Origin of the sequence: Mesorhizobium sp. M1C.F.Ca.ET.210.01.1.1, from assembly GCF_004791585.1 — a bacterium.
In the GTDB taxonomy this organism is placed as follows: Bacteria; Pseudomonadota; Alphaproteobacteria; order Rhizobiales; family Rhizobiaceae; genus Mesorhizobium.
In genome coordinates, this window is the sequence record NZ_SRUU01000020.1 from 77,442 (window position 1) to 93,589 (window position 16,148).

Here is a 16,148-nt window from a genome sequence, read left to right on the forward strand (position 1 = left end):
TCGCCTTATCGGCTGTAATCAGGGCGAGGCGCGAGCAAATCTGCACCGAAGGACGATCGTGGAGTCTAGGACTTGCGCTGCGTATTGAGGATAGGCTCGCCGCGACGTTGGTCTGAGCAAACTGCTTGATAGGCACGCCTGCAGACCGCGTGTGTGCGATTGCAAGATCCCCTATCAGCCTGGTGTGAAGCGTTCAGGGGAAAAGCCGCACCCAACGCCGCTTCCGCTCGCCGTAACGCTACGGCGGTGCGGCCCACCCGATCCGCTCGACGAGCATAGGAACACATAGGTCCCCGAACGGACGATTACCTTGGCAATAGAAGACCCTCGTCGGTCATCGCCGCTGTGGGTGGCAGCCCGTCGGTCTGGAGCTGCCACGATTCTCATCCTCGCGTCACATATGAGCTGAAGCTTTCCGGATCGGGTATCCAATCGGCATCCAGTTGCTCGGCGATATGGTTGAATTCTACCTCAGGACAAGAGTGAGTAGAGCAGCCCCGCTACGAAAATCCTATCCTGGTTCGTTTGACGCATCGACTATTCAGATTGATTGGCGTGATACCCGGCGCGGCCGCAACACGCTAGGCCGTCAACCGCTGAGCAGAAAACCAGCCTTCGCCTTCCGCGGCGGCGGACCTCGTCAGCCTTTCGAAAGCTTGCCTGAGTAGGTTGCTCATGTGATCTGTGGAAGTGAGGCTAGCGTGCACCCGTACAAACTGGACATTCATCGTAGCAGCTTGGCTGCAGGTGCAGCACGCCGTACCGCACGAGCAAGCGGACAAGCCGGCCAAGCCGGTTTTGAGCAGCACTTGGGCGAATTGCAGGCGGCGGATGAGTTGATGAGTGCACCAGGCGAGGATGTCCTCGTCAATGGCTCGCATGGCAAAGGTGAGTTGAGACCAACGAAGAGGCAGAGGATCCAAAGCAATCTGCAGCATGCTGTCACTGAGCGGCAACCAGGTCAGGTTGGTGACTCAGGCGCTCGCGCGATGATGCAACTCCCTGCCCATCAGGTGGGTACATCGGAACGGGAGGCGCAGCTCGCGATGCAGGGGGATGAGCACGAATACACCCCAGCGCCGCATCTCGATGGGTCGATGCCCTCGACAGTGCAGCCGGATCGTCCAATTGTGGCCCCCGACGGTGCCGACAAGCGTCCTGTTTATTCCAACGATGCCACCGCCATCGAAGGGCTGAAGTCTGCACTCCTTGCGGGTAAAGCCAGGCCGGACACGGTCACTCGCAGCGCAAATTCTCTTTTCGGCTTTAGTCGTTGGCTCTTTCAAAACAAAAAGCCAGGGTTTGCTGCTCGGCTTTACCATCCGTCGCTGAGCCAGGATCTCGAGGAGTACGAGAGTAGGGGTGGTTCCTCCACAGTGGCTGGCGCACTGCGTCAACTGATGAAGCCGATAGGCGGAGCCGCCCCGATTGTGGGTCGCGCTGTCCTGAACCCCCATCCTGACGACGCCGCGCTCACTAGACATTTCAGATCCGCGAGCGGCTACGCAACTGCTCTTAACCATTTCAGTCATTACCTACGTCAAAATGACAAGCTCGGGATTGCGGGCCGGATTTACGATGAATCGCTGGATAAAGATGTTGAGAGCTACAAGGCCGCCTCCTCTACTCGTGGAGCTCCGATCGAATCTGCACTGGTTTATATCCGCAAGCACCCGCCGCGCGTTATACTCGGGAGTCATCTGGAAAACGCGGTCAGCATGGAGGCTCGTCCCCGTGGCGACGCTGCTCAGCATACCGCACCACAGCAGGGATTCGATTGGCCAGAGGAGCTCCTGCCGGTAGGTTATAAGGAGGGCACCGATCTACCATTGTCTCTCGCCCCAACCGCGCACCAACACCAAGCACCCGACTTTGGAGAGGCCGTCCCTCACTTGAACTGGCGCCACGGCGACCAGGGCGCCCCGGAGGGGCTGGTAGCTGCACGGGACAGGAGCAGCCCGCTGCCAAGCGAGGCGGTGCCACATAAATCTGGACGGGGACTCGCTACGCAGCCCAGATTGTGGGCGGAGAAATCCGCCTCGCCAGAGCTCTTTCGACGGCGGGCGGAGCAGGCTCTGCCGGCGTCCGCCAGAGGTGTGGAGACATCCTCCGCGGTTGATGAAGCCGCCGCTCGCCAAGCTTTGGCTTGGTTGCAGCAGGAGATGGAGGGGATCGAACCGATGCAGGATCCTCATAAGGTGGCTACACCGGAATCTGAGGCGCAGCTCGTCAGGCAGAGGGATGAACACGAATCCACCCCAGCACCGCATCCCGGAGGTGGTGGTTCGATGTCCTCGACAGTGCAGCCGGATCGTCCAATTGTAGTCCCCAACGGTTCCGACAAGCGTCCTGTCTATTCCAACGATGCGACCGCTATCGAAGGGCTGAGGGCAGCATTCCACGCGGGTAAGGCCAGCGCGAACACGGTCACTTTCAATGTAAATTCTCTTTTCGGCTTTAGTCGGTGGCTCCTTCAAAACAACAAGCCAGGGTTTGCTGCTCGGCTTTACCATTCGTCGCTGGATCAGGATCTCAAGGAGTACGAGAGTACGGGTGGTTCCTCCACCGTGGCTGGCGCACTGCGTTACCTCAAGAAGTCGACAAGCGGAGCCCCGATTATGGGTCGCCCTCTCGTGATCCCCTATCCTGACGATGCCGAGCTCATTAGAGATTACAGAGCCGCTTCGACCAAGGAGTACCTGGCAGCGCCTGCGACCGGACGGAATCCAGATACCGTGGGCGGCTATACAAATTTTCTTAGACATTTTAGCCAGTATCTGCGTCAAAATAACAAGCCTGGGATTGCCGCTCGGATTCACGACAAATCGCTGGATAAAGATGTTGAGAGCTTCAAGGCTGTCTCCTATGGTAATAGACTAAGTATCGGTTCTGCATTGGCTCACCTCCGGGATATCCTGCCGCGCATTGTGCTCGGGCGCGAAACTGTCCTTGCTGCTCATCCGGCAGACGCAGTCACCAGGCGCGTTGGGGCCGCTGCTGAAGCTGGGCCAGCGGCACCGGCAAGAGCTCCCCAACCCGCCTCGCCAGCAACCGCTAAGCTGCCAGGCACCTACCGCGGCCTTCCACTGGTTGATGTGACCACACTGACGACCAGTTCCTCTGGGGCTCAGATCGGGGCGCTCGATCCGACAGCCCCGTCCAACGTTGCAACGGGGCGGGTGCTCGGCGCCGCCGAATGGCTGAGCGACGCCCATGTCCAGAGAGATTACAATTTGCTGGAGCGGCAACTGCAGGGGATCAATCCGGCGCTCGCTGCCCGGACTCGGCTGGTGGATCCTTCCGTATCCCATCTACTGCGACACACGTCGCCGCAAGACGCTCGAGGCATATTGCAGTCCATCTATAATCAAAACAACGCCACAGCCGACTTCCTGTTCTTGCCAGTGAATAATGGCACGGCTACTAGCCCCGGCACCCATTGGTCGCTGCTGCTCGTTGATCGCCGCGACCCCGAAAGGCGGTTCGCCTATCACTACGACTCCCTCCAGCGAGAGGGATATAACGACGTGCCTGCAAAACAGCTCGCAGGACTGCTGAATGCTACCTTGGCGCCAGCCCCCATGGCCAGACAGACGAACCATTATGATTGCGGCGTATTTGTCCTGGAGGGCACGTGGGCGCTGGTTGAACGATTGGTGAAAGGGCAGCGGCCAGACCACGAGCCGCTGCCCCTCGACAACCTCGTTGCCGATCGGCAGGCGCTGCAAGACCGGCTAAGGAGGCGCTTGCCGCACGAGGAAGAGCCGCGGCAGCTGCTGGAGGATGAACCCGCCTCCCCACCGATGATGGCATTCGAGCCAGGGGAACTGCGGCAACTGTTGGAAGACGAGCCTGACTCCCCACCAATGATGGCGTTCGAGTCAGGGGAACTGCGGCAACTGTTGGAAGACGAGCCTGCCTCCCCACCAATGATGGCGTTCGAGTCAGGGGAACTGCGGCAACTGTTGGAGGACGAGCCTGCCTCCCCACCAATGATGGCGTTCGAGCCAGGGGAACTGCGGCAGCTGTTGGAGGATGAACCCGCTTCCCCACCGATGATGGCGTTCGAGCCAGGGGAACTGCGGCAGCTGTTGGAGGATGAACCCGCTTCCCCACCGATGATGGCGTTCGAGCCAGGGGAACTGCGGCAACTGTTGGAAGACGAGCCTGCCTCCCCACCAATGATGGCGTTCGAGCCAGGGGAACTGCGGCAACTGTTGAATGATGAGCCTGCCTCCACTTGGGCACAAATCAATTCGACCCCACATGCGCGAGCGGACGGTGTTCATCAGCCAGCCCAGGCGCCCTGGCTCCCTGAACGCAGAAGATAACTTTGCGGAGGAGCGGTCACGCAACTGTCGGCGGCGCCGGGCCTCAGGGTGAATGGAGAGGATGGTGTCGCGTGAAGGCGCAACACGCGTGCTGACCGACCTGCATAGTAGGAAGTCGTTCATTGCTCCCAAATCGTATGTGAGGAACATTCCTGTCCCGGCTGCACCGCGCGATGCTAGGTCGCGTTGTTCAGCGGGCCAAGCCGATGACACCTACGAAGCTACTGATCGGGCAGATCGCCGTTGTGTGCGCAATTGTCATTATCGGCGTATGGACGGCAACCCAATGGTGCGCTCAAATGCTGACCTACCAGACGCCTCTCGGCGCACCATGGTTTCTCTTCGCCGGCTGGCCAATCTACAAGCCGTGGAAGCTGTTTGAATGGTGGTTCCACTTCGATGCTTATGCGCCGGAGGTCTTCGACAAAGCCGGTACGCTTGCAGGCGCCAGCGGATTCCTGGGCTGTGCCGCCGCAATCGCAGGCTCGCTTTTGCGCGCGCGACAGCGCGGGTCGGTTACGACCTATGGGTCTTCACGGTGGGCCACGACTCATGAGGTCGAGACGGCAGGGTTGTTACGGCCGGCGGGCGTTTTCCTCGGTAGGCTGAACGATCGCTATCTGCGCCATGACGGCCCGGAGCACGTCATGGCATTTGCGCCGACGCGTTCGGGCAAGGGCGTGGGGCTGGTTGTTCCAACGCTACTTTCCTGGACCGGGTCTGCCATCATTCATGATATAAAAGGCGAAAATTGGCAGTTGACCTCCGGCTGGCGGTCGAAATTCTCGTACTGCCTTCTGTTCAATCCGACCGACCCGAGATCGGCACGCTACAACCCGCTGCTGGAGGTGCGCAAAGGCCCAGATGAGATCCGGGACGTTCAAAACATCGCCGACATCCTCGTCGATCCCGAGGGCGCGCTGGAGCGACGGAATCACTGGGAGAAGACCAGCCATTCACTCCTAGTTGGCGCCATTTTGCACGTGCTCTACGCTGAAGAGGACAAGACGCTAGCCCGCGTCGCCACCTTCCTGTCGGACCCGCAACGCTCGTTTGCCGCAACGCTACGGCGGATGATGACGACAAACCATCTCGGGACGGGGCATAACCCTCAGGTCCATCCCGTAGTGGCCTCGGCGGCTCGCGAACTCCTGAACAAGTCGGAAAACGAGCGCTCAGGCGTCCTCTCGACCGCCATGTCCTTTCTTGGGCTTTATCGTGATCCAACGGTCGCGGCGGCCACTTCGTCCTGCGACTGGCGCATCGCTGACCTAGTGGATGGAGAGCGACCGCTGTCGCTCTATCTGGTCGTGCCGCCTTCGGATATCTCGCGCACCAAGCCTTTGGTGCGACTGATCTTGAACCAGATCGGCAGGCGGTTGACGGAGCGTCTGGAGGGGGACCCGAAGAAGAGCCGTAAGCATCAGCTGCTCATGATGCTGGACGAGTTTCCGGCGCTCGGTCGCCTCGACTTCTTCGAAACGGCGCTCGCCTTCATGGCAGGTTATGGCATTCGCTCCTATCTGATCGCACAATCTTTGAACCAGGTTTCAAAGGCCTATGGCGAGAACAATGCTATTCTCGACAATTGCCACGTGCGAATTGCCTTTTCCTCCAATGACGAACGCACGGCCAAGCGCATCTCGGATGCCCTCGGCACCGCAACCGAACTTAGGTCGATGCGCAACTATGCGGGCCATCGGCTTGCGCCCTGGCTTTCACATGTCATGGTGAGCCGCCAGGAAACCGCGCGCCCGCTCCTGACGCCAGGCGAGGTGATGCAATTGCCGCCGTCAGACGAATTGGTCCTGGTTTCTGGGTTGCCGCCGATCCGCGCCAAGAAGCTGCGCTATTATCAGGATCAGAATTTCACAGATCGGGTGCTGCCTGCGCCGGTGCTGCACGACGGACCCTATGCGGACTGCCCTGCATCACGCCCGGACGGCTGGACTGGACAAGTGTGCAGCGTCGATAGCCGACTTGCTGCGGACGAGGAAAGCGCCGACGCGCCAGTTGAAGACGAGGGAGGCGTTCAGCAGCAACGCCATCCAAGCCTGCCCGAAGAAGACGTTGTTGTCTCTCAAGAGCCCGATCAGGCCGATCTGTACAAGCCCGCAGACGATGACAGCGAAGCGCTCGCGGACAAGCGTGTCATGGATCGGATTTCCACTGCGGCCCGCGCCTACGGTATCAACGAGGGCAGGGGCGACGATGTCATTCCCGGCTTCTGAAGTCCGCTGAGTTGCAGAGCGCACCTCAGCGTAGATAACGGCCATAAGCAATTTTGAGCGTCTGGCCGATGCTTCTCCCGTCGCCGGCGCAACGCCGGGCCGTCGGAACGAGCCGCATGAAGCCGCACCGCATTCGCCATCAGTTTCTGCTTGAGCCGGAGCTCAGCGAGAAACTGGACAACCTCAGTCGCGATCCGTCAACGACCAAATCAGCGATCGTGGCGAAGGCGATCGAGGCGTTCATCGAGCGGCGTGGCGAGAGCGAGTTCGATCGGCGCTACGGCGTAAGGCTTGACCGGCTCTCCCGCGATCTTGCCCACGTCAGGCGCGATTCCGAGGTGATCCTGGAGAGCCTGGCGCTCTTCATCCGCTTTTCGATCACCCTTCACGCCCACACGCCGGTCCCGGATCGGGCAACGCAGGCTATTGCCCAAGAGCGTTTCGAGAAATTCGTTGAGAAGGTCGGCCGCCAGATCGCTTCCGGCAAAAAGTCGCTTAGCAAAGACAATGGTGGGGGAGGGGAAGGATGAGCTCTCATCCCGAGGCCGACCACCGGCGGCGTGTCATGCTGCGCACCGCCATGGGTCCGGCAATCACCGAAGCCCTGGCCGATCCGTCCGTCATCGAGGTGATGGTCAATCCCGACGGCGCGCTGCGACTCGACCGGTTAGGCGAAGGTCGGGTCGATACCGACGTTCACATGCACCCGTCCGAGGCAGAACGTATCATCCGCCTGGTTGCTTCGCACGTGCGCGCCGAGGCGCACGCCGACAACCCGATCGTCAGTGCCGAATTGCCGTCTGGCGAACGCTTCGAAGGCCTGCTGCCACCTGTGGTGTTGGCGCCATGTTTTGCCATCCGCAAGCCCGCCGCGAAAGTCTACACCCTGGCCGACTATGTTGCCGAACGCATCATGCTGCCGCTGCAGGCCGATGCGCTGAAAAAGGCCGTCCGCGAGCGGCGCAACATGCTGATCGCCGGCGGCACTTCCTCGGGGAAGACAACACTCGCCAACGCTCTGCTGGCTGAAGTCGCCGAATGCGACGATCGGGTGATCCTGATCGAGGACACACGCGAACTGCAGTGCGCGGCCAGGGACTGCGTTGCCCTGAGAACAAGGCGGGGCTCGGTCACCCTTGCCGATCTCGTGCGCTCGACGCTGAGGCTCAGGCCGGACCGCATCATCGTGGGCGAGGTGAGGGGCGCGGAAGCGCTCGACATGCTGAAGGCATGGAACACCGGGCACCCAGGCGGCATCGCTACCGTACACGCCAATTCCGCGCGCTCGGCTCTCTATCGCATTGAGCAACTCGCCCAGGAAGCGGTGGTCACCGTTCCCCGCCGGCTCATCGCTGAGGCGATAGATCTGATCGTCTTCATAGCGGGACGCGGCTCGTCGCGCCACATCGACGCAATCGCCGAGGTCACCGGTCTCGACGGCAGCGGCGATTACGCCGTTGCCCCGCTCACGCTTTCGCAACTCCAGCAGCTTTGAAAGGCCTTCCTCATGCGCAAGAAGCTTCGCTTTCTTTCGTCCACAGCGCTCGCGTTTCTTAACACGGCCCCGGTTTATGCCGCCGGCTCCGGCATGCCGTGGGAGCAGCCGCTGCAGCAGATCCTGGAGTCCGTGCAGGGACCGGTCGCCAAGATCGTTGCGGTGATCATCATTATCACCACCGGCCTGACGCTTGCCTTCGGCGACACCGCCGGTGGTTTTCGGCGCCTGATTCAGATCGTCTTCGGTCTGTCAATCGCCTTCGCGGCATCGAGCTTCTTCCTCTCCTTCTTCTCCTTCGGTGGTGGGGCGCTCGTCTGATGGCCGCCGGGGAGCAGCATATCGAGGGCTTCGCAGTACCGGTCCACCGGGCGCTGACCGAGCCGATCCTGCTCGGCGGGGCTCCGCGCGCGGTGGCGATCCTCAACGGTACAGTGGCCGCGGCCATTGGCTTCGGCTTGCAGCAATGGATTGCTGGTCTGGTGCTTTGGATCGCAGGCCACTCGTTAGCGGTGTTTGCCGCAAGACGCGATCCGGACTTCGCCAGCGTGCTTGTGCGCCACCTACGTCTGAAGGGGTGGCTTGCATGCTGAACCTTTCGGAATATCGAAGCAAAGCCGACCGGCTTGCCGACCATCTACCCTGGGCTGCCTTGGTGGCGCCCGGCATCGTGCTCAACAAGGACGGCAGCTTTCAGCGGACGTTGCGGTTCCGCGGCCCGGATCTCGAAAGTGCGACGGAGGCTGAACTCGTCGGCATTTGCGCCCGGGCGAACAATGCTCTCAGACGCCTTGGCTCTGGCTGGGCATTGTTCTTTGAGGCCGAGCGCACAGAAGCGCTGGGCTATCCGAACTCGCATTTTCCTGACGCCGCGTCGTGGCTGGTCGACGAAGAACGCCGCGCTGCTTTCGAGGGGAAGGTAGCGCACTACGAGAGCCGCTATCATCTGACCTTGGTGTTTATGCCACCGCCGGACGCCCAGGCGCGCGCAGAAAGCGCGCTCGTCGACTCTCATTATTCCCGAGGAGAAAGAGACTGGCGCCAGGATCTGGCGAGGTTCCGTGACGAGACCAACCGCGTGCTCGATCTCTTCTCGGGTTTCATGTCCGAAGTACGCGTCCTCGATGATGCTCAGACGTTGACCTACCTCCACGGCACGATTTCGCCTCGTCGCCATCCTATCATGGCCCCGGAAACGCCGATATATCTGGATGCAATCCTGGTCGATGCGCCGCTTACCGGTGGCCTGGAGCCGATGCTGGGTGAGCAGCATCTTCGCACACTGACCATCCTCGGCTTTCCGAACCTCACCCGGCCCGGAATCCTCGATACCCTCAATCATCAGGATTTCGCCTATCGCTGGATGACGCGCTTCATTCCGCTCGAGAAAACGGAAGCCACGAAGACGCTGACGCGATTGCGCCGGCAGTGGTTTGCCAAGCGCAAATCGATCGTGGCAATCCTACGCGAGGTCATTACCAACGAGCCGGTCCCGCTTGTCGATAACGATGCCGACAACAAGGCGCTCGATGCCGACGAAGCCCTTCAGGCATTGGGCGGTGATCATGTGAGTTTCGGCTATCTCACCACCACCGTGACGGTGTGGGGCGAGGATCGCCAAGCCGCTGCAGAGAAGCTTCGCGCGGTCGAGCGCATCATCAATGGGCTCGGCTTCACCACGATCCGAGAAGGCGTCAATGCGGTCGAGGCTTGGCTCGGCTCATTGCCTGGCCATGTCTACGCTAACGTTCGCCAACCGCTCGTTCATACATTGAACCTTGCCCATCTCATGCCGCTGTCGTCGGTTTGGGCCGGTCCTGCGACAAACGAGCATCTCGCGAAAGTCACCCAAACCGAAGCGCCACCGCTTTTCGTTGCCGAGACCAGTGGGTCGACACCGTTTCGGCTTTCCACCCACGTCGAAGATGTCGGCCACATGCTGGTTGTTGGTCCGACCGGCGCCGGCAAGTCGGTTCTGCTTGCTCTGATTGCTCTGCAGTTCAGGCGCTATGCCGGCGCCCAGGTTTATGTCTTCGACAAAGGCAATTCGGCCCGTGCTGCAACACTTGCCATGGGTGGAGAACACCACGCGCTAGGAGCGGACGGTTCCCTTGCCTTTCAGCCACTGCGCAGCATCAACGACCAGGCTAGCCGAAGCTGGGCGGCCGAATGGATCGCCAGCCTTGTTGCCCACGAGAACGTCACCGTCACGCCGGAGGTGAAGGAGGCTATTTGGTCAGCGCTGGCCAGCCTTGCCACCGCGCCGGCGCAGGAACGCACACTGACCGGTCTTTCGGTCCTGCTTCAATCCAATGCGCTGAAGACCGCATTGATGCCCTACACGCTCGACGGTCCCTTCGGCCGCCTGCTCGATGCCGATCATGATGGGCTGGCCTTGTCGGATGTGCAGTGTTTCGAGACCGAGGAGTTAATGCACAGCCAAGGCGCTTTGCTGCCGGTGCTTACCTATCTGTTCCAGCGACTTGAGGAACGGTTCGACGGACGGCCCACGCTGATCATGCTCGACGAGGCGTGGGTCTATCTCGACAATCCGCTGTTCGCCGCCCGCATCCGCGAATGGCTGAAGGTGCTGCGAAAGAAGAACGTGTCGGTTGTCTTCGCTACGCAGTCGCTGGCTGATATCGCGGGCTCTGGCATAGCGCCGGCAATCATCGAAAGCTGCCCGCAGCGCATTTTCCTTCCCAATGATCGTGCCGTGGAACCCCAGGCGCGCACAGCCTACGAGCGCTTCGGTTTAAGCGAGCGGCAGATCGAATTGATCGCCCGCGCCACGCCGAAGCGTCAGTATTATCTGCAATCGCGCCGCGGCAACCGTCTGTTCGAGCTCGAGCTTGGCCCCATCGCTCTTGCGCTTTGCGGTGCTTCCGATCCGGCCACGCAGACTCTGATCGACAGGATCATGTCCGAAGACGGGCAAGGCAGCTTTGCCTCGCAGTTCCTGATCGCGCGCGGCCTCGATTGGGCCGGCGAACTTCTCAAGCAATTCCCTCAACCAGACAAGGAGCAATTCTCATGATGCGGCGACGCCTTCTCTCCGGCCTGATCACCGTTTCCCTGATCGCCAAGCCTATGGCCGACTATGTGCAGCCCGCGTACGCCCTTATCGTGTTCGATCCGTCCAATTATGCGCAGAACGTGCTGACGGCCGCGCGCGCATTGGAGCAGATCAACAACCAAATCCAGTCGCTGCAGAATCAGGCGACCATGCTGCAGAACATGGCGCGCAATCTTCAGCGTCTGGATTTCTCTTCCGTTGGCCAACTCACCGGTTCGCTCCATCGCATCGACGGCTTGATGGACCAGGCGAGTGGCCTCAGCTTTGATCTGGGCAAGCTTCAAGACCAGTGGCGCAGCCAATATCCGGAAAGCTACGACGCCACGATCAAAGTCAGCGATGTGGCGAGTGCTGCGCGGGAGCGTTGGCAAACCGCCATGCAGGCGTTCCGCCAGACCATGGGTGTCCAGTCGCAAATCGTCGAGAACGTCCGCGCCGACGGCGATCTGCTCGCCGATCTCGTCAACCGCAGCCAAGGGGCGGCCGGTGCGCTTCAGGCAAGCCAGGCCACCAACCAGCTGATGGCGCTTTCGACAAAACAGCAGATGCAGATCCAGACGCTGCTCGCAACGCAGTTTCGAGCTGAGGCCGAGGATGCCGCCCGCAAGGCCCAGTCAGACGAAGCCGCCCGCGAGATGACGAAGCGGTTCTTGGGTACCGGCTCGGCTTATCCCGGCAATTAATCACGAGTTCATCACGACGAGAAAGGCAGCGGCATGAACGACCTTGGCGTCATCGATCGCTTCATGGAGACCTTCATCCGCTACATCGACAGCGGGTTCGGTCTGCTATCGGGCGACCTCGCCTTCCTCACTACCATTCTGATCGGCATTGACATCACACTTGCCGGCCTGGCGTGGGCGCTCGGCGACGAAACCAGCGTTCTCGGCCGGCTTGTCCGCAAGGTGCTCTATGTTGGCGTCTTCGCCTTCATTCTGAACAATTTCAAGAACCTCGCCGATATCGTTTATCGTTCTTTTGCCGGTCTCGGGATTAAGGCGTCGGCCGGCAATCTGTCGGCAGACAATCTCTTGCGCCCGGGCCGCATTGCCGCGACCGGTTTCGAAGGTGCTTGGCCAATGCTTGACCAAGCCAGTCAGCTCCTGGGCTTCCCGGAAATCTTCGGCAACGCACTGACCATCTTCGTGCTGCTGATGGCCTGGTTCCTGGTTATCATCGCCTTCTTCATCCTTTCCATCCAGCTTTTCATCACCATCCTAGAGTTCAAGCTCACCACGCTGGCAGGTTTTGTTTTGGTTCCATTCGCACTTTGGAACCGTTCAGCGTTCCTGGCCGAACGCGTGCTCGGCCATGTTATCTCGTCAGGCATCAAGGTGATGGTGCTCGCCGTCATTGTCGGTATCGGCTCCACGCTCTTCGGGGAGTTCGCTTCCGCATTGCAAGGCAAGGAGCCGGATCTTGCCGGTGCCATGTCCCAGGTACTGGGCGCACTGGCACTGCTTGGCCTTGGCATTTTTGGGCCGGGGATCGCGTCGGGTCTTGTCTCAGGCGCACCGCAGCTTGGGGCGGGCGCCGCCCTCGGCACGACCGCGGCGGCAGCGGGTGTATCACTCGTTGCTGGAGGCACAGCATTTGCTGGCGCGCGTATGGCAACCAGCGGCGGTCTCGCCGCCATCCGAGCCGGCACAACAATGGGATCGGCTGCTTCCACGTCATGGCAGATCGGGCGCGCAACCTCGCCCGACGCTGGCCTCTCCGGTGTGGCTGCTGGAATGCATGGTGTAACCAGTGCAGCTGGCGGCGCCGCTATACGCATAGCGCGATCCGCCACTGCAAGTGTTGGGCGCAACGCCGATGCCGGGCGCGATGCCGCGTGGACCGCGACCGGCGGCGCGCCGACAGCGTCAATGACCGAACGCTCTGCCGGTTCGGCCACTGTTTCGGCGCCGACGTGGGCAAGGCGCCTACGTTCTGAACAGACCGCCCGGGCAAATCGCCACGCTGCCATGCAAGCTGTCCGAGACGGAGACCGGCCGGGAGGCAGCGCCAACCCCTCTCTCAACGACAAGGATGACTAGATGCTCTTCAAGCGACCCGTGCACCGTTACGGCAAAACACCCGAACCGGTCACGCCGTATCAAAAAGCCGCCCAACTGTGGGACGAGCGCATCGGCTCATCTCGACTGCAGGCCAGGAACTGGCGGATCATGGCCCTTGGCTGCCTGGCCTTGGCGACCGGGCTTTCCGGCGGACTCGTATGGCAGTCGATGCAAAGCCGTGTCGTGCCTTATGTCGTCGAGGTCGATGGCTTCGGCGAGACGCGCGCCGTCGCGCCGGCGGTCCGGAATTATGAGCCCTCGGATGCTCAGATCGCCTGGCATCTCGGCCGCTTCATCCAGAATGTCCGTTCCGTTTCCACCGATCCGGTTTTGGTTCGGCAGAACTGGTTGGCAGCGTACGACTTTGCTAGCGATCGCGCAGCGCTCTTCCTCAACGAATACGCCAAGGCGAACGACCCCTTCGGTCAGATCGGAACGCGCAGTGTTTCGGTACAGGTCACCAGCGTGGTCAGAGCCTCCGAAAGTTCATTCCAGGTCAAATGGACCGAGCAGGTGTTTGAGCGCGGAAGCCTTGCCAGCACGATGCGCTGGACTGCGATCCTCACGATCGTGATCCGCTCGCCAAGCAATACGGATCAGCTGCGCAAGAATCCGCTCGGCGTCTTCATCAATGCCATTGACTGGTCACGCGAGCTCGACAGCGCCGTCCCAGCCCCCCTTTCTCCGACGGAGTCCACCAATGAAAGGTAAAATGTCACCGATTCGTGCCGTGCTGATCCTATCGGTGTCGGCAGCGGTCGTTTCCGCTTGTGCATCGAAGAAGGTGCCGCCGCCTGAGATTTCCTATGACGCTGCCGACTTCAAACCGGCCGCGATCGAAAAAGCGCCGGAGAGGCCGATTAGAATTGTCGAGGTGCCAAAACCACTGCCGCTGCCTGGCCAAATGCAGCCCGAGCCCGGCAAGGCCGAGGACAAGCGCCCTCCTGAAGAACGCGTCGCTGATGCCAACAAAGCCGCGACCCAGCAACCCACCAAGTACGGGTATGTTAATGCAGTGCAAGTCTACCCCTTCACCGATGGCGCGCTTTATCAACTCTATGCCGCGCCGGAGCGCGTGACCGACATCGCTCTGCAGCCGGGCGAGAAACTAACCGCCGTGTCGGCTGGCGACACCGTGCGCTGGGTCATTGGCGATACCGCAAGCGGCACCGGTGACAATCAGCGCACCCATGTTCTGGTAAAACCCTTCGCGCCGGGTCTTGCCACCAATGTCGTCATTACGACGGACCGGCGGACCTATCATTTGCAGCTTCAAAGCACCGAGAAGACCGCAATGGCGGCAATCTCCTGGACCTACAGCCAAGACCAGATCATCGCGCTTCGCCAGCGCAATGCTCAAGCCGAGGCAGTTACACCGGTCGCGTCGAACATCGCGCTCGAAAACCTTCGCTTTCGCTACTCAATCAGTGGCGACACACCGCCCTGGAGACCGACGCGAGCCTTCGACGACGGCAGCAAGGTCTATATTGAGTTCCCTCGTCGCATAGATCAGGGCGAGGCGCCACCACTCTTCATCGTCGGCGCAGATGGGAGCAGCGAGCTCGTCAACTATCGCGTGCGCGGCAACTATTACATCGTCGATCGGCTCTTCGCCGCGGCCGAACTTCGCCTCGGCACCAAGCGGCAGCAGGTGATCCGCATCAGCAGGATTGACGGCAGGCAACCGCAACGGCGGATCTCGCTCTTTCGCGGCAGCCGGCGAGGTGAGGGCTCATGATCGAAAATTCCCGCTCTGGCATCCCGCCGAAACTGGATCCCGAGGAACTGCAGCTTCGGGCCTCTCCCCGCCGCGTGGTGCGGTTCAGGCGCGGTGTGATCATCGCTATCGCAGCGCTCGGATCCGGCGCTGTCTTCGGCGTTACCATGATCGCCCTCCAGGGGCCGGCCCTTCGCATCAGGGATCAGGCGGAAGATCTCTACAACACTGAGCGCAAACCAACCGCCGAGGGACTCGATACGCTTCCCCATGACTATTCCGGCATGAAGCCAAAGCCTCCCGTCCTTGGGCTACCTTTGCCGGGCGACCTCGGCCGCCCCATCCTCGAGCGGCAGCGCCAGCTCGGCATCGTGCCGGGCCAAGACATCTCGGCCGAGGAGCAGCGTCTAGCGCAGCAGGCGATCGAAGCGCGTGAATCGCGGGTGCTTTTCCGCGTCGAAAATCGAGCTCAACAGACAGATGTCGGAGAGAGCGTGCAAACTGCTCAGCATCCATTTGAGGCGCTTCCCCAATCCGAAGCAGGACGCGCGTCAGCCTCGGTGGCGGCGGCGGAAGGCGACCAGAACAATCAGCAGCGAAAGCTTGATTTTCTCAGCCAGCGGAGCACTGGCGGGATCTACAATCCGCATGCGCTTCAGACGCCGATCTCGCCATATCAACTGATGGCTGGCAGCGTGATTGCCGCCAGCCTGATCACCGGCATCAATTCCGATTTGCCGGGCCTTGTCGTCGCGCAAGTCACCGAAAATGTGCACGACACGGTCACGGGCAACATATTGCTGATTCCGCAGGGCTCACGTCTTATCGGCGTCTACGACAGCGTCGTCGCGTTCGGGCAAAAGCGAGCGCTGCTGGTCTGGCAGCGCATTCTGCTGCCCGACGGCTCGTCGGCCGAAATCGACAATCTGCCCGCGAGCGACACCGCCGGCTACGCAGGGCTGGAAGACAAAGTCGATTTCCACACTTGGCAGATGATCAAGGGAGTGGCGCTTGCCACATTGCTCGGTGTCGGCACAGAATTCAGCCTCGGCGAAAACGAGAGCGATCTGGTCAAGGCGATCCGGGAATCAGCCCAGCAGAACGCCAGTCGAGCCGGCCAGCGCATCACCGAAAAAAACCTCAATATCCAGCCCACCATCGTCGTCCGCCCAGGTTGGCCACTGCGCGTCATCGTGCACAAGGACATCGTGCTGCGGCCATACGCCAGTTGAGCAGGA

General features: G+C 60.9%; 12 protein-coding genes. All 12 read left to right on the forward strand.

The genetic code is table 11. The features are described from left to right. The first annotated feature begins 809 nt into the window (after positions 1-809). The 12 genes from EN853_RS21630 to EN853_RS21685 all read left to right on the forward strand — a co-directional run bounded on the left by EN853_RS21630 (position 810) and on the right by EN853_RS21685 (position 16,142). Positions 810-4,331, forward strand: a complete 3,522-nt coding sequence (locus EN853_RS21630; protein WP_245454737.1) for a Ulp1 family isopeptidase — start codon at positions 810-812, stop codon at positions 4,329-4,331. 206 nt (positions 4,332-4,537) lie between these two features. Further along, positions 4,538-6,562 carry a conjugal transfer protein TraG gene (locus EN853_RS21635; protein ID WP_024502848.1) on the forward strand — a complete coding sequence of 675 codons (2,025 nt, stop codon included), beginning with the start codon at positions 4,538-4,540 and terminating at the stop codon, positions 6,560-6,562. 116 nt (positions 6,563-6,678) lie between these two features. Continuing rightward, positions 6,679-7,092 (forward strand): CopG family transcriptional regulator, encoded by a 414-nt coding sequence (locus tag EN853_RS21640; protein ID WP_095488561.1) that lies wholly within the window; start codon positions 6,679-6,681, stop codon positions 7,090-7,092. Continuing rightward, positions 7,089-8,057 carry a P-type conjugative transfer ATPase TrbB gene (gene trbB, locus EN853_RS21645; protein ID WP_024502850.1) on the forward strand — a complete coding sequence of 323 codons (969 nt, stop codon included), beginning with the start codon at positions 7,089-7,091 and terminating at the stop codon, positions 8,055-8,057. Before EN853_RS21640 ends, trbB begins: the two co-directional genes overlap by 4 nt. Before the next feature lie 12 nt (positions 8,058-8,069). After that, the gene (locus EN853_RS21650; RefSeq protein WP_126057781.1) at positions 8,070-8,378 is read left to right on the forward strand and encodes a TrbC/VirB2 family protein; all 309 of its coding nucleotides are present in this window, start codon (positions 8,070-8,072) and stop codon (positions 8,376-8,378) included. After that, positions 8,378-8,650: a VirB3 family type IV secretion system protein gene (locus tag EN853_RS21655; RefSeq protein WP_024502852.1), complete on the forward strand. Its 273-nt coding sequence runs from the start codon at positions 8,378-8,380 to the stop codon at positions 8,648-8,650. The genes EN853_RS21650 and EN853_RS21655 overlap by 1 nt, the downstream gene beginning before the upstream one ends. Beyond that, positions 8,644-11,094: a conjugal transfer protein TrbE gene (gene trbE / locus EN853_RS21660; protein ID WP_126057782.1), complete on the forward strand. Its 2,451-nt coding sequence runs from the start codon at positions 8,644-8,646 to the stop codon at positions 11,092-11,094. Before EN853_RS21655 ends, trbE begins: the two co-directional genes overlap by 7 nt. After that, positions 11,091-11,816 carry a P-type conjugative transfer protein TrbJ gene (trbJ, locus tag EN853_RS21665; RefSeq protein ID WP_024502854.1) on the forward strand — a complete coding sequence of 242 codons (726 nt, stop codon included), beginning with the start codon at positions 11,091-11,093 and terminating at the stop codon, positions 11,814-11,816. Before trbE ends, trbJ begins: the two co-directional genes overlap by 4 nt. 33 nt (positions 11,817-11,849) lie before the next feature. Then, positions 11,850-13,172, forward strand: coding sequence for a P-type conjugative transfer protein TrbL (gene trbL / locus EN853_RS21670; protein ID WP_126057783.1), 1,323 nt, complete (start codon positions 11,850-11,852; stop codon positions 13,170-13,172). Further along, complete coding sequence (trbF, locus tag EN853_RS21675; protein ID WP_126063930.1) at positions 13,173-13,904, forward strand: conjugal transfer protein TrbF; 732 nt, start codon at positions 13,173-13,175, stop codon at positions 13,902-13,904. Position 13,905: 1 nt separating this feature from the next. Then, positions 13,906-14,931: a P-type conjugative transfer protein TrbG gene (trbG, locus tag EN853_RS21680; protein ID WP_127232321.1), complete on the forward strand. Its 1,026-nt coding sequence runs from the start codon at positions 13,906-13,908 to the stop codon at positions 14,929-14,931. Further along, the gene (locus EN853_RS21685; RefSeq protein ID WP_126057785.1) at positions 14,928-16,142 is read left to right on the forward strand and encodes a TrbI/VirB10 family protein; all 1,215 of its coding nucleotides are present in this window, start codon (positions 14,928-14,930) and stop codon (positions 16,140-16,142) included. Before trbG ends, EN853_RS21685 begins: the two co-directional genes overlap by 4 nt. Positions 16,143-16,148 lie beyond the last annotated feature (6 nt).